The organism is Salinisphaera sp. SPP-AMP-43 (genome assembly GCF_049568105.1).
Classification (GTDB): Bacteria; Pseudomonadota; Gammaproteobacteria; order Nevskiales; family Salinisphaeraceae; genus Salinisphaera.
In genome coordinates, this window is the sequence record NZ_CP145335.1 from 2,889,665 (window position 1) to 2,905,243 (window position 15,579).

Consider the following 15,579-nt stretch of genomic DNA (forward strand, 5'->3'; position numbering starts at 1 on the left):
CGTGCCTGCATGCCCCAAAGCATGCATTCGGCGTCACGCAATAGTTGCGCCAGCGCTAACGCTTCAAGGCTCGAAGCGTTACCCGCATTACCCTTCTAGACAGCTGGGGATCGAGCGTCTACCCGAAATAAGTCGGAGGCGACCGAGCGCCGGACCGGCGATGCCACTCCAAGACGACGCCAGGCTGGGCGAGCTCAACAGCCGATTGCGCCGCCCTCGCCCGGCCGGTCCGGCCAGACTATGCCGCGTCGGCCATCGAACCCGGCGGGTTGTGGCCGGACCGGCCCGAAGCATGGCTCGTCGTGGACGCAGCCGCCGGGGCCATGGCCGGCTCGAAGCGCTTGAGCCGCAGCGAATTGGTCAAAACGAAGATACTGGAAATACTCATCGCCCCGGCGGCCACCGCCGGATTGAGCAGCCAGCCGGTCAATGGATGGAGCACACCGGCGGCCAGCGGAATCAACAGCACGTTGTAGCCATACGCCCAGATAAAGTTCATGCGAATGGTGCGCATGGTCTGCCGCGACAAGGCGATCGCATTGACCACGCCGGCCAGGTCGGCCCGCATCAACACTACGTCGCCGGCCTCGATCGCGATATCGGTGCCCGAGCCGACGGCCATGCCGACATCGGCCTGGGTCAGCGCCGGGGCATCGTTGATGCCATCGCCAACGAAGGCCACGGCCTGGTCATCGCCCTGCAGCCGCTTGATCTCCTCAGCCTTGGCATCCGGCAGCACCCCAGCCACCACACGATCAATGCCGAGTTCGTCGGCGATCGCATGCGCGGTCGCCGGGGTATCGCCGGTCAACATAGCGACTTCCAAGCCCATATCGTGCAAGGTAGCCACCATATCTGCCGCTTCGGCCCGGGCCGGGTCGGCGACCGCGATCAAGGCCGCCAGCTGGCCATCGATGGCGGCATACAACGGCGTCTTGGCGCTCGCGGCCATCTGCTCGGCGCGCTCGGCGAACCGATCGCGGTCGATACCGAGACTGTCCATATAGCGCGACGCCCCAACCTGAACATGCCGCCCGGCCACGCGGGCCTCGACGCCGTAGCCGGTATGGGCGGCAAATTGCTCGGCGTCATCGAGCGACAGCCCTTCGTCGTGAGCGGCGGTGACGATCGCCTGGCCGACCGGGTGCTCACTGGTGGCCTCGACCGCCGCCACCAGACGCAGTACCTCGTCGCGCTCGAAGGCATCGACCGTTTCCAGATCGGTCAACGCCGGGGCGCCTTCGGTCAACGTGCCGGTCTTGTCGAGCACCACGGTATCGACATGGGACAACTGCTCGATCGCGGTGCCGCGTCGAAACAAGACGCCGAGCGCCGCGCCGCGCCCGGTGCCGACCATAATCGCAGTCGGCGTGGCCAGCCCCATTGCACAGGGGCAGGCGATCAGCAGCACCGATACCGCCGCTACGAATGCCAATGCCAGTGCCGGGCTCGGTCCGAACACCAGCCAGCCGGCGAAGGTCGCCGCCGAGACTACCATCACGATCGGCACAAACACCCCGGCGATCTTATCCGCTACCGCCTGGATCGCCGGTTTTTCGGCCTGGGCATCTTCAACCATCCGAATGATCTGGGCCAGCACCGTATCGCCGCCGACACTGGTGGCCCGGATTTCGAGCGTGCCGTTGCCGTTGACCGTGCCACCGACGACTTCGGCCTCGGCGTTTTTCTCAACCGGCACCGGCTCGCCGGAGATCATCGATTCATCGACATAGCTGTGGCCGGCGATAACCGTGCCGTCGACCGGCACTCGCTCGCCTGGGCGCACGGCCACCATGTCGTCGACCGTCACTTCGCCAACATCGACTTCCTGCCAGTCGCCGTCGCGCTTGACTCGCGCGGTCTTGGATTGAAGCTTCATCAAGCCTTGCACGGCCTGCGAGGTCCGGCCGCGAGCCAGGGCTTCGAGATAGCGCCCGAGCAGGATCAAGGTCACGATCATGCCCGCAGCATCGAAATAGGTATGCGCCGAACCGGCCGGAAAGATCCCCGGGGCGAGCAGTGCGATTAGGGAATAGAAATACGCCGCATTGGAGCCGATCATCACCAGGCTGTTCATGCCTGGCGCAGCATGTTTCAACTCGGCCCAGCCCTGGGTATAAAAACGCCAGCCCGCATAGAACTGGACTGGCGTAGCCAACACCAATTCGACGATTTTCCAGGCCTTGGCTGGCAATACCGCATCCATCGCCGATCCAACGCCGGGCAGCATATGCCCCATGGCTACAATGAACAGAGGAATAGTGAAAGCCGCAGCCACCCACAAGTCTTTTTTCAGCCGCTCGGCCTCGGATGGCTCGTCGGATGGCTCAGCGGCCGCGGGTTCATCCAACGCTACCGGCGTGTAGCCGGCTTTTTCCACGCATGCAAACAGCGTTTCGCGATCGGTCGCGCCGGCCAGATAACGTACCCGGGCCCGCTCGGTGGTCAGGTTGACAGTGGCCTCGATCACGCCGTCCACGCGCGAGAGTTTTTTCTCGACCCGCGAGACACAGGCGCCGCAGGTCATGCCGTCCACGCGGAACTCGATCTCCTCGGCCTGCGGCGCATAGCCGGCATTTTCCACGGCCTCGAACAGCGCCGACACATCGTTCTGGCGCGTATCCAACGAGACCTGCGCGCGTTCAGTGGCCAAGTTGACCGAGGCCTCGGCGACGCCTTCGACCTTACGAAGTTTTTTTTCGACCCGCGATACGCAGGCTCCGCACGTCATGCCATCGATGCGGAAATCGACTGTTTTTAGAGAATCGTCCGTCATGGTGGGCTCTCCATTATCGCGCTCGCGCCGGACGCGCTGGGCCGTGTCGGCTTCAGCGGTACTTCAGAACGTCCATCAGTTCGGCGACGATCGCGTCTTCATCGCCGCGCTCGTGGGCGGTCACCACGTGATGCTTGAGATGACCGCGCAGAATCTGATCGCCGGTCTTGGATAAGGCACCGTTGATGGCCTTGATCTGTTTGAGCGCATCGACGCAGTAGACATCGTCGCGTTCGAGCATGCGCAGCACGCCATCTACATGGCCACGGATCGAACGCAGACGCGCGCGAACATCGTCGCGCACGTCGGCGTCGATCGCCAGGTGATCGCAGGATTGCTTGGATTGGTCTGCCATCAGGCCATTGTGGCTTCGTAGCCTTCTTCGCGAACCGCAGCCACCAGCGCCTGGGTATCGGCATCGCCTTCGATCTCGGCGATTCCGGAATCCAGATCGACGTTTACAACCTGTTCGACACCGTTGACTTCCGCCAGGGCCTCGTTAACGGCGCTGACGCAATGCTGGCAATTCATGCCTTCGATCTTGAGTTTTGTCATTGCTCTCTCCTTGCCTTGATCCACCCCTAGGGGGGTGGGGTACCCTTCGCCACACAGACTAGGCCGATGCGCTGGCGTCGTCAAACGATGATCGAGACCCGACACATATCGATCGGGCCTGGCGACACCCTGCGTATGTAACTAAGGATGAAAGACTTATGACGCTGACCACGCTTTCCTGGATCGTTATCGCACTCGGTATTCTCACGGCTTTAGCGATTGCTGCCGACATCTACCGACAGCCGCAACACATGAGTGTGATGAACGTCACTTGGCCGATCACTGGGCTCTATTTCCCGGTCGTCGGATGGTGGATTTATAAGGTCATGGGCCAGCCCGACGGCATGCCGGACCATAGCGCACACAGCGGCCAGCCACATGATCACGGCGACGATAGCGGCGGCTGCGGCCATCATCATGCGCCTAAACCCAAATGGCAGAGTGTATTCGTCGGCGTCACCCATTGTGGGGGCGGCTGCACGCTGGGCGATTCGGTCGCGATTCCGATCGTCGCGCTGACCGGGTTTACGGTCGCCGGCTCGGTTCTGCTCGGCCACTTCGCCGCCGAATTCGTCGCCGCCTATCTATTCGGCATCCTGTTCCAGTTCCTGCCGGCCATGAGCATGGGCGAAAGCAACCCGCTCAAGGCACTGGTTCAGGCGGTCAAGGCCGATACGCTATCGTTGCTGTCTTTCCAGATCGGCATGTACGGCTGGATGGCACTGGCTTCGCTGGTCTTGCTGCCCCAGGAGCCGCATGCCGGTTCGGCGGTGTTCTGGTTCATGATGCAAATTGCCATGGTGATTGGCTTTGCCACGGCCTACCCGGCCAATTGGTGGCTGATCAACCGCGGCATCAAGCACGGCATGTAATCCCGCATCGACCGGCCGCAGGCCCCCTCCCGGGGGGTACAGGGCCTGCGGCGCGGCGCGCTGCCCAAAACGCATCTGTTACTGCAACGAGGCGATCTAGTGGATAGTCAGGGCGATATCGCCGCTGCCCGTAGCGATATCGCCGGCATGGCTGCCACTGCCGTAGACCGCGGAAAAATAGCCCCTATGGGACTGCCGATTCCGGTCGCCGGGCCAGTTCGCATCGATATCGCCGCTGGAAGTTTTCGCCGTTACGTGCATCGAAGGTGCCCGGGACGTCGCAAGCTCGATATCGCCCGATCCGGATTTCACCGACAACGTCTGTACCTCGGATAAATCCCCTGACAACGTCGTATCGCCGGACCCGCTGGTGAGTCGTAGCGAGCCGATCTGATGCAACTCACGCCCGGTGATATCGCCGGAGCCGGTGCGTATATCCAGCGTGCCCTGCACATCCTGTAGCTCGAAATCGCCCGAACCGGCCCGGCCATGCAGAGCGCCCTGTAGCTGTCGCCCGGTAAAATCTCCAGAGCCTTGGCGGGTTCGAATCGAGCCGACGAGATTCCGGACCCGAATCGAGCCGGACCCGCTTTTGAGCACCGTATCACCCTGCTGATCCGCGATCGTGATAACGCCGCTGCCGGTCGTAGCCCGCAGCGGACCACGGGTTCGGACCGTCGCGATGCTGCCCCGCTCGACCGCGACCCGGGTATCGCCTACCACGTCTTCGACGCTCACCAGGCCCACCTGGTTATCGAGATCGAGCACGGCATTTTCAGGCAGGCGTATGACGAGATTGACCGCCAGCGACACGCCTTTATGCGAATCCCCGGTGACGATATCCACGGGCTGTCCATCGTAGCGGATATGCGTATTGCCACCCCCCCAAAATACCTTCAAGAACGTGGCTACCCCGTTAACGAGCGAGCCGTGCTCATCGTGTGTCGAGTCGTTCATCGGCCCGGTATAGCGATAGACCCGGTACTGCGATAGCGGATAGACGACCGCTAGATGAGGCTGACTCGAACTGCCAGTGAGCGCCAGCCGAACCGAGTCGGCGAGCTGCTCGGCCTGCGTGGACTGATCGGCGCTTGCATGCACGATCGCGGTTACCCCCGGATGGCCATCGGCCGGACGCACCTGCACCTGTCCGAGCAGGTTGTCGACGCGCAATGTCTGACCGGTCTCGAGTGGAATCGCGCGCTCGATGCGACGGCTGGTCTGTGTATCCGCCCACGCCCCCGAAGCGCCTCCGATCCAGACCATGCCCCCCACTACAAACGCCACCGCCAGATTCCTTGCCCTCATATTGCCTCCCTTGTGACTTGGTGTTTTATATAACCAGCACACCAAGGCGTCAAGCCAAAACCATGCCTGACGGCGTTCGAGACCTGATCTACAGTGGTCGACCGTTCAAGACAGGGCACCCGCCATGCTGGCGGCATGACACCACCATGCTTTCGCCGGCGTCTTTTTGCGCCAGATCAAGTCTTACGCTTGGCGAGGCTGCAAAACTTCGACTGAAGAGTTACCCATCGTGGCTAAAGCAAACACCATGTGACCGCGTCCCGGGTTGCTGGATCGGCCGCTCCGGCTCGGCAGCCCCACCACAGGAAAGCCCTATGTATCAGTCTATTCTGGTGCCCTTCGACGGCTCGAGCTTTGCCGAGGAAGCCCTTCGACTGGCCAATTATCTCGGTAACGACTCGGAGGCCACCATCTATCTGCTCGGCGTCACCGAACTGCTACCCGCCGGAGACGAACTGGGGCGGCTGGCGGTCGGTGTATCGCCGATGGAGCCCGACCGAGAAGGCCTAGAAAAAGTCGTGCGAGAGGAACTCGAACAGGCTTGGGCCAAACTCGATAACCCCAAGGCACATCCCGAGTTCATCGTAAGCTGGGGGCAGCCCGCCCGGGCGATCGTATCGGAAGCCGAGAAAAACGCGGTCGAGGTGATCGTGATGGGCAGCCGTGGCCTGAGCAACCTCCAGGCGCTCGCGGTTGGCAGCGTATCGCACAAGGTCATGCACGTTGCACCTTGCCGAGTCATCACCATCCACTAACGCCTGCTATTGATGTGTCGTACGAATAGCGCGTTACGCAGCGGCTGAAAACAACCAAGAAATTGCCGAATGAGGCCGCACAAACAGGGCCTCATCGCACCATGCCGGCGAGCGACCACGAGGGATGACCTCATGACCCGCTCTGCACGCATGCTTCGCGGCAGCCGTGCCGTCAGCATCCACCATGGGGCGGCCTGGCGGCGTTGCCATACTGGCTCCTGCGCCAGCAATGCCGGTTATTTCGAAGGTCTAGGCGGGCCCGCCCAACACCACGGCCTCGCTCGATCGGCAGGCTGTTCGCAGGGACGCCAGCCCGTGGCCTGCCGCCGCGGCAGAAAGTTGAGCCAACTGCCTTAAAATCGACCGTTCAGCGACTTAGTGCCGATGGTAGGACACGGGCATGCCGGATTCCCCGACCAAGCGATCGGATGCCCCAACGGCCCGGTCTCGGCCATCGTGCTTGGCTTGGAACAAAGCCTGATCTGCCAGTGCAAGCCCCTCGCTGGGGCGGGTATCGGGCCCGGGCACGAGTACCGCATAGCCGACGCTAATAGTCAGCCGCTGGCCTTCGGCCTTTGGATTTTCGATATCCAGAGCGCGTATAAGCGCACATAGCTCCTGGGCGAAATTGGCGGCTTCCTGTTGCGTCATGCCACAGGCGACGACCACGAACTCCTCGCCGCCGTAGCGCGCCAGAAAATCCGACCCCCGCTTGAAACTGTCTGCCAGCGTTCGGGCCACGCTGATCAAGGCCTGATCACCTATCAGATGCCCGAAATGATCATTATAAGCCTTGAAGTCGTCGATATCGATGAAAAACAAGGCGATCGGCTCGCTCGACCGGGCCGAGATCTTCCACAGTGTATCGATGCGGGTATCGAAATGACGGCGGTTGTAGACGTGGGTGAGCGCATCAAGCGTGACCAATTCTTCCAACGAGGCCCGCGTGGCTTCGAGATCTTCGTTACGTTCCTTGAGTTGCCGGTCCAGAGAGACCCGGTCGGTCACGTCTTTCTGGAAACCAATGAAATGGGTCACTTCACCCTCAGCATCGTGGATCGGCGACAGGCTCAGCTCGTTCCAGAACAGTTCGCCGCTGCGTTTGCGATTCGGCAATACTTCCAGAAAGCCCTCGCCACGGCTCAATGCATCCCGAAGCCGGGTACGCTGGCGGGTCGGCATATTATCGGCCCGAAGAAACCGGCAATTGCGCCCTAGCACGTCGGCGGCGCCATAACCGGTCATTCTCTCGAATGCCGGATTGACGAAGATCAGCGGCATGTCCGGTACGCGTGCATCGGCGATGGTGATGCCGTCGCGCGAATCCATAACAGCCTGCTTGAGCAACTCGAGATCGAGAACGGGTTCGTTGGTCAACTTCACGGGCAAACACCCTCAATCGGGCTCGGAAAAGCCGGGCACACGGTTAAGCACGTTCAGCCGTATCGACAATTGCTGCGAAGTCGCGGCCCTGCAGGCGGCTACCCGATCGGTCGGGAGTGGCCGGTCAAAACCAATGACATGGCCTCGCCACGGCGCGACGCTGTAGCGGTATGCGCTACAACACATTCCGGGACGGTACTAACGCAGCCCCAAAATTTTCGTTACAAAACCTCAACACGGCTTATGCCTATATAAACGTCGAGGCTGACTCTATAGCCGTTTGTTAGGCAATCAAGGACTTTTAAGTCAGTGTGTTCTTTGGCTTGTTCAGTTCGAGAACTGCAGACCTTACAGCAGACCACCGGCCGGTCCGAAGCCAACACACCATGTGCCTTCATAGGCAGGGGTTTTCCCGGATGGCACGCGATAAATGATATCGGCCGATTCCTGAATGGGAACGCTGAAATCTTTTGAGCTGAATCTTGCCAAAGTCTGTTTCAAAAGCGTTTTCTAACGAAAAAAAAACGCTAAAAAATGAACGCGCGCTGAACTTTTGTCTAGAGTTTCTCTCTCCCAACATCGGTCATGCCGCGGTCGGCGTGTGCCTATTCCCGTGCAGTGAGTGGTTGACTCCCTATAGGCTCCCGATACTCTCGGCCGGTTGGCGGCTTGGCTCGGGCTGGCCCTGGCTCATACGGGTAACTCAGCCCCGCACGCCCGTTGCCTCCGAGCAACTCCCTGGGCTTGTTGCGGGGTCGTCCGTGCGCCGCCCTGCTGCCCCAAATCGTAGCCGGCAAGGCGCGAGCTATCGGTTCTGGGCGTGCCACGGTCAAGGCGCGTAACGCGGCCCAATCCCATTTAGGGCGCACTTCTTCGAAACAACGGCTGTTGGCTGCAATGCAGTGTTGCCGCTGGCTGACGTCGCGCCACTACGCGGTACTCGCAGCGCCTCGGGTTGCGGCCCAACAGTCCGTGGCGTGGACTCGCATGAAATCTCAACACGCCTTAGGGTGTTTCCCGACCGATCCGTTGTCGTTTGAATAATGCCTGGACTTCACGAATACCTGCTGTTCACGGCGGCCGGCCTGTTACTCAACATTACCCCCGGCGCCGACATGCTATACGTCATGACGAATGCAGCACGTTATGGTCACGGCCGCGGCATCGTGAGCGCTTTGGGGGTTTTCACGGGTACGCTGGTTCATATCGCGCTGGCGGTGGTGGGTCTGTCGGCGATGTTGGCGGCCTCCGCTTGGGCGTTTTCCGTCGTCAAATATCTGGGAGCAGCTTATTTGGCGTACTTAGGGCTGCGACTGCTATTCGCCCGACCACAAGCACGTGGTCCAATCGGTCCGGCCCTATTGCCCGAATCGACCCCCGGACGCTTCAAGGTCTTTCGAGACGGGGCACTGATCAACCTGCTCAATCCCAAGATCACGTTGTTTTTCGTGGCCTTTCTTCCCCAGTTTATTGTGCCGGGCGCGCCGGACCAGGCGCTGGCGTTCGCGGTTCTTGGCCTAACCTTTAATATCACCGGAACCGCGGTCAATTGCCTGGCCGCGCTATCCGTGGTCAGCCTGGCCCGGCTTTCGTTCACGCACCGGATCCGCAGTGTCATGCAACGCAGTGTCGGCGCCCTATTCGTGGCGCTCGGCGTACGTCTGGCAATCACTGGGCATGCCGCGGACTAAAGCCCGCCGATGCGCCAGCCGGCTAGCGCGGTTTCGATCACTCAGCGATCGTTTTATCGTACACAGAGCAGATCCGGGCTCGGAGCTGGCGATGTTCAAATCCTGTTGTCGCGAACGTATCCTGCCGCAGTTCGAGCATTCCCGCCTGGCCGGTATGCTGGCCTGGCACTGGGGCAACGACCGGTTCGATCGCCCGGCCATCGATTTCGCTGATTTCGCCGAAGGCGTCACCCTGCACGATTGGCATTACGGCCTGCTCGACAATCATCCATTGGGTGCGACCGACCACGCCGAATGGCTGGCCATAGCCCAACACGGGGTGGCGATCGACTACTCGAGAGACGCTGTCGACATCGTCGCCAAACGCCATCTACGCCGCCTGATCGGCTCGCCAGCGGATCACGCTACCCAGGCGCTACTCGATCGTCTGACCGCCAAGATCGAGCAGCGCACGCAGCGTTGCCCCTATCCGGCCGCCGCTTTCGCCTGGGCCGACTGCCTTACCCGCTTCTGCGATACCGTGGCCTTCCACTTCGGCTTTGAGCACTTAGGCTGGCATCGTGCCTCCGTCTGCGCGATACGAGGCGACGACACCGAGGTCGAAATCGCCTACGAGATCACCGCCAAGGCCGGCATCCACTTCGAACCTTGGCCGTTCTCGCCGCCCGAATTCGGCATGCCGCTCACCGCCTTCGCATCTGCCGGTTACCCGGACCGTCTCGAACCAATCGTGGTGTACGCCCACTGTCGGCCAGCCTAACCTAGAGTACAGCTGCCTCGGTATTGTGCAGTTATGCCGATGGTCCGAGACGGCCCCACCGCGCGGCGCTCCCGAAATCCGGTGCTGCGGCGCCACAGGTTCGAACCATCGCTCGTCCAAAACCGTGGCTCGCGCCCGCAGACAACGATTGGCTCGCTACGACGCACTCGGACGAAACCTCAAAAGACCTAACGGCTACCAGGCATCCAGCTCGGCATCGACGTTCGTCAGCCAGCCGGGTAATTGCTGGCCATAGCCGCTGCGATAACGCTCGAACATAGGATGGGCCGTATCGGCAAGACGCATGATCACTTCCATGAGCAACCAAGCCGCGCCGATGCGAATCAATACCGCCAGCCGTGGCGTCTGCAGTGTAGTCTGGGCTCGGGCCGCGACATAAGAGGCCGCCAGCGCGGTGGCAGCCGAGCGCGAGGGCAAGCCGCCGGCCAACGGCGCCAGATCGATCGCCGGATGGCCGCGGCCAAAACGCGCCCAGTCGAACTGCACCAGGCTGCCATCGCTGCGGCACGCCCAGTTGCCGGGATTGCTGTCGCCGCAGATGGTGGCCCGTGGCTCGAATAACGCACCGGCCGCCTCGCGTAAGCGCTGGACGCGCCGAGTGTCGCGGCGATCGAGGCCGAAGACCCGACTGCCCTGCGCGGCGGTCTCAGCAGGCCAGGCGAACTCATGCCGAGGCCCGGGATAAAACGGTGCTTCATGCAGACGCGCGAGGCGCTCGACCATCGCATCCCGATCGGCCGGCCAGGCGATCGCCCCAGGCAGATACTCGAGCGTCAGCCGTGCAGCCTCGGGGTCGTAATCGAACACGGCCGGGGTGGCGACGCCGTGCTCGACCAGCTTGGGGGCGATCGCCCGATAAAAATGGCATTCGACCGCGGTAGCACCGGTTTTGACGATGCGCTGGCTATGCCCGGCGCCGATCACCTCGACTTCGGCCCATGCGAGCCGGATTGATCACCGACACGACACGCTGCCGGGCGAACGCAACCGCGGCGTCAGCCGATCACCACTCGGCGAAACTGCCGTCGGCATGCCGCCAGATCGGGTTGCGCCAGCGATGGCCGACTTCGGCCCGCTCGCGGACATAGTCTTCGTTGATCTCGACGCCCAGCCCCGGCCCGTCAGGAATACTCACGTATCCGTCTTCGTAGGCAAAGACCTCCGGATTGCTGATGTAGTCGAGAATATCGTTGGACTGGTTGTAGTGGATGCCCAGGCTCTGCTCCTGGATGAACGCGTTATAAGACACGGCATCGAGTTGCAGATTGACCGCCAGCGCAATCGGCCCGAGCGGGCAATGCAGGGCCAGCGCGACATCGTAAGCCTCGGCCATGGCCGCGATCTTGCGCGTTTCGGTGATACCGCCGGAGTGCGACGGATCCGGCTGGATGATATCCACACAGCCGCCTTCCAGAATCGGCTTGAAATCCCAGCGCGAGAACAGCCGCTCGCCCAGCGCGATCGGCGTGCTGGACAGCCCAGCCAGTTCCGGCAGCGCCTCGTAGTGCTCGGACAGCACCGGCTCTTCGACGAACATGAGCTTGAACGGCTCCAGTTCGCGCATCAGCACCTTGGCCATCGGCTTGTGCACACGGCCATGAAAATCCACGCCGATACCGAAATGCGGCCCGACCGCTTCGCGGATCGCTGCGACGTTGTCGAGTACGTCGTCGACTTTGGCGTGGCTATCGACGAACTGCATCTCTTCCGAGGCGTTCATCTTGATCGCAGAGAAACCCAGCTCGGCGCGTTCGGCCGCCATCGCCGCCGTATCCCCCGGCCGATCGCCACCGATCCACGAATAGACTTTGATCCGATCGCGCAACTTGCCGCCCAGCAGCTGATGCACCGGCACACCCAGCGCCTTGCCCTTGATGTCCCATAGCGCCTGATCGATCCCGGCCAGAGCGCTCATATGGATCGGACCGCCGCGATAGAAACCGCCGCGATACATCACCGTCCAGTGGTCTTCGATTCGGTGCGGATCGGCGCCGATCAGATAGTCCGACAACTCCTCGACCGCAGCAGCCACCGAGGCGGCCCGCCCTTCGACCACCGGTTCGCCCCAGCCGACGATGCCCTCGTCAGTCGAGATCTTGAGAAAACACCACCGCGGCGGCACGAGAAAGGTTTCGAGCTTGGTAATCTTCATGTCGAGTTTTTCGAATCAGGAATGGGTCGAGACGGTCTGCCAGGCATCGGCAAACGCCTTGGCATTGGTGGCGACGGCGTCAGCCGTCATGCCGGCCTTGTACAGCGCCGACCCGAGGCCGAAACCGGTGGCACCGGCCGCTACGAATTCAGCCATGTTGTCGGGGCTGATTCCGCCCACCGGCATCAGCGGCACCTCGGCCGGCACCACGGCCCGCCAGGCCTTGACCACCTTGGGGCCGATCGCCTCGGCCGGAAACAGCTTGAGTGCATGGGCGCCGGCATCCAGTGCGGCAAAGCCTTCGGTAGGTGTGGCCACACCAGGCGCGCTCGCCAGCCCGGCCCGGGCCGTGGCTTCGATCACCGCCGGCTTGGCGTTCGGCGACACGATAATCCGTCCGCCGGCATCGCGTACCTGGCCGACCTGCTCGGGCTGGAGCACAGTGCCGGCCCCCACTAGGGCCGCACCGCCGAGCCGGGTCGACAGTTTTTCGATACTCACCAGCGGATCAGGCGAATTCAGTGGAATTTCAATCACACGAAAGCCGGCTTCGAACAGGGCATCGCCGATCGACTCGACTTCGGACGGCTGCACGCCCCGCAGGATCGCGATCAGCGGCAGATCTTTGAGATATTCGTTCAACATGGCAGCGCCTCCGGCGCAAGATGGTTGCTCAGTGGCTCAGCAGCCCGGCCGCATCCGCGATGCGCCACAGGCCGGTGCACGCGGCATCGGGAACGTCGGCGACGTCATCGATATCGAAGCGGGCGAGCGCGCGGCGATAGCGCCCGCATAGGGCTTGGTCGCCGATCAGCCGCAGCGGCGGCAGCTCGTGGTGTGCGGCCAGCACGCTGCGCAGTTCGTCGCCGATCAACAGCCCGGACAGATAGTCCGGCGTGGCTTCGGCACTGAGTTCGCCGGCCAACATGCGGCTGCGGGTAGAAAACAGTGTGGCCGCCACCCCGGCTGCGCCGGCATCACGGGCGGTATCTACACCGAGTTCGAAGGCCGCGGTATCCACCGGCGCGGTATCCGGGCCGGCTGGCTTGCCGAGGATGGAATGTTCACGCAGCACGGCGAACAGCTCACCGGTCATATAGGTGGTGAATGCGTTCAAACGCTGGTCCGCGATCCGAACCCATTTGCAATGCGTGCCGGGCAGCACCAGCAAGCCGCGCTCGGCAAGCTCGGGTGCGATGGCAAGCGCGCCGAGCACCTGGGTCTCTTCGCCGCGCATCACATCGGGCAGCCGGCCGGCGCCCGAGGGCTGCATGACCCCGGGCACGATATGCAGTGGCACCGGCTCGGCCTCGACCCGCAGTAGGCGTTTGGCGAGGCTGGCCAGATCGGCCGGACAGTCGACGTATTCGGCCTCGGCCCAGCCGCCGCGGCTACCGATCATGCCGCAGGCGAGCGCCGGCAACTCGCCGTAGGTCGCGACCCAGTCGCCGACGAGCTCGCGGAACACAGTAGCGAAATCGCCATCGGCGATCTGCATGATGCCGCGCTTCGCGCTCCGGGCATCGACCACATATCCCTGATCTGCGAGCAACCAGGCGCGCAGGGACGACGTTCCCCAATCGACGGCAATCAGCCGCGGGGTTGGCTTGGCATCATCGGTCATCAGACTATTGTACGCCTTGCGCGACCGATCAGGCAGCGGTATATGCGACAAATCGGGTCAAACACATCGAACTCCTCAAAAGCTGTAGTAAAAACGAAAACGATTGTCGTAAAAGGTCGGTGCATTCGGATATTCGACCACGCCCAGTACATTTTCGACTCTCAGGCCGGCCAGCTTGGGCGAGATATCGCCGAGATCCCAGGAAAAACCGGCATACCAACCGGTACTGCGCTGATCATCGACTTGCTGGCCCACGAACGAATCGTTGGAAAGCGTGCCCTTGCCACCATCGAAGTAGTAATCGTAGTAGTGCCCCTGGCGGGCTTCGTACTCGATGTACTTGCCATAGATGCTCAGGCTGTCGAGCAGGTTGACCGATAGCGATGCGCCGCCGGCCCAGCCCGGGCCGCTCTCGGCGATACCGGTGAAACCATCGGTATACAGCACGCCGGACTGGTCGTTATAAGGGTGCAAGATCTGGCCGTCGTTGAAGCTGCCGGCATGGGTCGGAGCATAGTTGCCGACCAGGGCGAAATCGACGTATTTCGTCTTGAAACCGAGCTTCAGGCCATAGATTTCGCCGTCGATGCCTTCCTCGATACGGCTGTCATGGATGTCGTAAGCCTTGACCGCCTGGGCACGCACATAGGGGTCGACCCGCCCCGCCCACGCGGTCGACACGCCGGACCGAATATAGCCGAGCTCGGCATAGTCCAGGTTTTCGGTTTCGTCGAAGGCGAAATGATAATACTGGCCGACCCACTCGCTATTATCGCGCTCGATCCGAAAATTAGTACCGGCCGACCAAAACCCGTCGACATCGTCCAGATAGCGATTGGCGCTGACGAAATCGCGGGCACTGCCGCGACGCTCAAAGCGCGTGATCTTGGCGCCGAAAAGCTGCCAACTGCTCTGGCGGTCTGGATTGCTACCCAACTCGAACGGCATGAACTGGTTCGGCGGTGCGATCCGGCGTGCCGCCGATTTACTGCGACGCGCGGCGGCCCCGTTCGACAGCTCGGCATCGTCGCCGCTAGCACCACCGGACCAACGTTTGGATAGCGCCAGCGGATCGATCAAGACGGTCCCACCTTGATAGGCCCGGGGCAAAAACGAGAACTGATCGTCGGAGGCGAACGGCAGATTGAGCAGCTGCCGCCCGACCCGGATCTGGGCGCCCTGGGTATTGTACTGCGCATAGGCTTCCGGCAGATTCGTGATCGACTCGCCACAGACCAGATTGCAGTTCAGTCGTGTCTGTTCTTGGTTATCGCCGTAGAACGACGAGGTATAGACGAACTGGGCGCCAAACGACAGGCCGTACCACTGCCCGGTATCCAGATTGATCTGGGCCCCATAGGCCGTGCTTTCCAGGTTGTGCTGGTCGTGATCGTTTAGATGCGCCCCATCCTGGCGCGGATACGGCAGATTGGCGTTGTGCCAGCGCCGGAAATCGTAAATGCCAACCCGGCCGCTGACGGTCGAATTGGAAATGGCATCCGCCAGCGAATGCCCCGCGGCCCCGGTGCCGTCGGCCGCGACCGCGGTCCCCGACAGACCGCCGGCGGTCACGACCATGGCCGCGGCCCAGGTCGCGCCCGCGTATTTGTTCGTCAGTATGCTCACCCTGTATTCCTCCATTTGTTATTGGTCTGGGCCGAACGCTGGACGAACGCCCCCCT

The 15,579-nt window shown here is 62.1% G+C and carries 14 protein-coding genes; 4 read left to right on the forward strand and 10 right to left on the reverse strand.

The window, feature by feature from the left end:
• Window positions 1–238: 238 nt before the first annotated feature.
• From V5738_RS12390 to V5738_RS12400, 3 genes are read right to left on the reverse strand one after another with little or no spacing between them, the layout of a single operon-like run.
• Entirely contained in the window at window positions 239–2,776 is a 2,538-nt protein-coding gene (locus V5738_RS12390; RefSeq protein WP_423821115.1) for a heavy metal translocating P-type ATPase, read from the reverse strand.
• A 52-nt stretch (window positions 2,777–2,828) separates the two neighbouring features.
• The gene (locus V5738_RS12395) at window positions 2,829–3,131 is read right to left on the reverse strand and encodes a metal-sensitive transcriptional regulator (RefSeq protein ID WP_423821116.1); all 303 of its coding nucleotides are present in this window, start codon (window positions 3,129–3,131) and stop codon (window positions 2,829–2,831) included.
• Complete coding sequence (locus tag V5738_RS12400) at window positions 3,131–3,331, reverse strand: CopZ family metallochaperone (protein WP_423821117.1); 201 nt, start codon at window positions 3,329–3,331, stop codon at window positions 3,131–3,133. Before V5738_RS12400 ends, V5738_RS12395 begins: the two co-directional genes overlap by 1 nt.
• A 158-nt stretch (window positions 3,332–3,489) precedes the next feature.
• On the opposite strand from V5738_RS12400, the gene V5738_RS12405 reads away from it, so the two are divergent.
• Entirely contained in the window at window positions 3,490–4,203 is a 714-nt protein-coding gene (locus V5738_RS12405) for a DUF4396 domain-containing protein (RefSeq protein ID WP_423821118.1), read from the forward strand.
• Between the two features lie 96 nt (window positions 4,204–4,299).
• Here the strand turns inward: V5738_RS12405 and V5738_RS12410 are convergent, their stop codons facing one another.
• Complete coding sequence (locus tag V5738_RS12410) at window positions 4,300–5,511, reverse strand: DUF4097 family beta strand repeat-containing protein (protein WP_423821119.1); 1,212 nt, start codon at window positions 5,509–5,511, stop codon at window positions 4,300–4,302.
• Between the two features lie 314 nt (window positions 5,512–5,825).
• On the opposite strand from V5738_RS12410, the gene V5738_RS12415 reads away from it, so the two are divergent.
• Window positions 5,826–6,266 (forward strand): universal stress protein, encoded by a 441-nt coding sequence (locus V5738_RS12415; RefSeq protein ID WP_423821120.1) that lies wholly within the window; start codon window positions 5,826–5,828, stop codon window positions 6,264–6,266.
• 375 nt (window positions 6,267–6,641) lie between these two features.
• Here V5738_RS12415 and V5738_RS12420 read toward each other — a convergent pair whose 3' ends face one another.
• Complete coding sequence (locus V5738_RS12420) at window positions 6,642–7,649, reverse strand: diguanylate cyclase (protein WP_423821121.1); 1,008 nt, start codon at window positions 7,647–7,649, stop codon at window positions 6,642–6,644.
• Window positions 7,650–8,692: 1,043 nt separating this feature from the next.
• Between V5738_RS12420 and V5738_RS12425 the strand changes: the two genes are divergently transcribed.
• On the forward strand, window positions 8,693–9,340 hold the full coding sequence (locus V5738_RS12425) for a LysE family translocator (protein ID WP_423821122.1): 648 nt from the start codon (window positions 8,693–8,695) through the stop codon (window positions 9,338–9,340).
• A 91-nt stretch (window positions 9,341–9,431) separates the two neighbouring features.
• On the forward strand, window positions 9,432–10,100 hold the full coding sequence (locus V5738_RS12430) for a DUF3891 family protein (RefSeq protein WP_423821123.1): 669 nt from the start codon (window positions 9,432–9,434) through the stop codon (window positions 10,098–10,100).
• Window positions 10,101–10,295: 195 nt separating this feature from the next.
• Here the strand turns inward: V5738_RS12430 and V5738_RS12435 are convergent, their stop codons facing one another.
• The 5 genes from V5738_RS12435 to V5738_RS12455 all read right to left on the reverse strand — a co-directional run bounded on the left by V5738_RS12435 (window position 10,296) and on the right by V5738_RS12455 (window position 15,523).
• On the reverse strand, window positions 10,296–11,045 hold the full coding sequence (locus V5738_RS12435) for a phosphotransferase (protein WP_423821124.1): 750 nt from the start codon (window positions 11,043–11,045) through the stop codon (window positions 10,296–10,298).
• A gap of 79 nt (window positions 11,046–11,124) precedes the next feature.
• Window positions 11,125–12,273: a galactonate dehydratase gene (gene dgoD / locus V5738_RS12440; protein WP_423821125.1), complete on the reverse strand. Its 1,149-nt coding sequence runs from the start codon at window positions 12,271–12,273 to the stop codon at window positions 11,125–11,127.
• Window positions 12,274–12,288: 15 nt separating this feature from the next.
• A complete protein-coding gene (locus tag V5738_RS12445; protein ID WP_423821126.1) occupies window positions 12,289–12,918 on the reverse strand; it encodes a 2-dehydro-3-deoxy-6-phosphogalactonate aldolase in 630 nt (209 codons plus the stop codon).
• Window positions 12,919–12,946: 28 nt separating this feature from the next.
• Window positions 12,947–13,897, reverse strand: coding sequence for a 2-dehydro-3-deoxygalactonokinase (locus V5738_RS12450; RefSeq protein WP_423821127.1), 951 nt, complete (start codon window positions 13,895–13,897; stop codon window positions 12,947–12,949).
• Window positions 13,898–13,972: 75 nt separating this feature from the next.
• Window positions 13,973–15,523, reverse strand: a complete 1,551-nt coding sequence (locus tag V5738_RS12455; RefSeq protein ID WP_423821128.1) for a hypothetical protein — start codon at window positions 15,521–15,523, stop codon at window positions 13,973–13,975.
• Window positions 15,524–15,579: the final 56 nt, after the last annotated feature.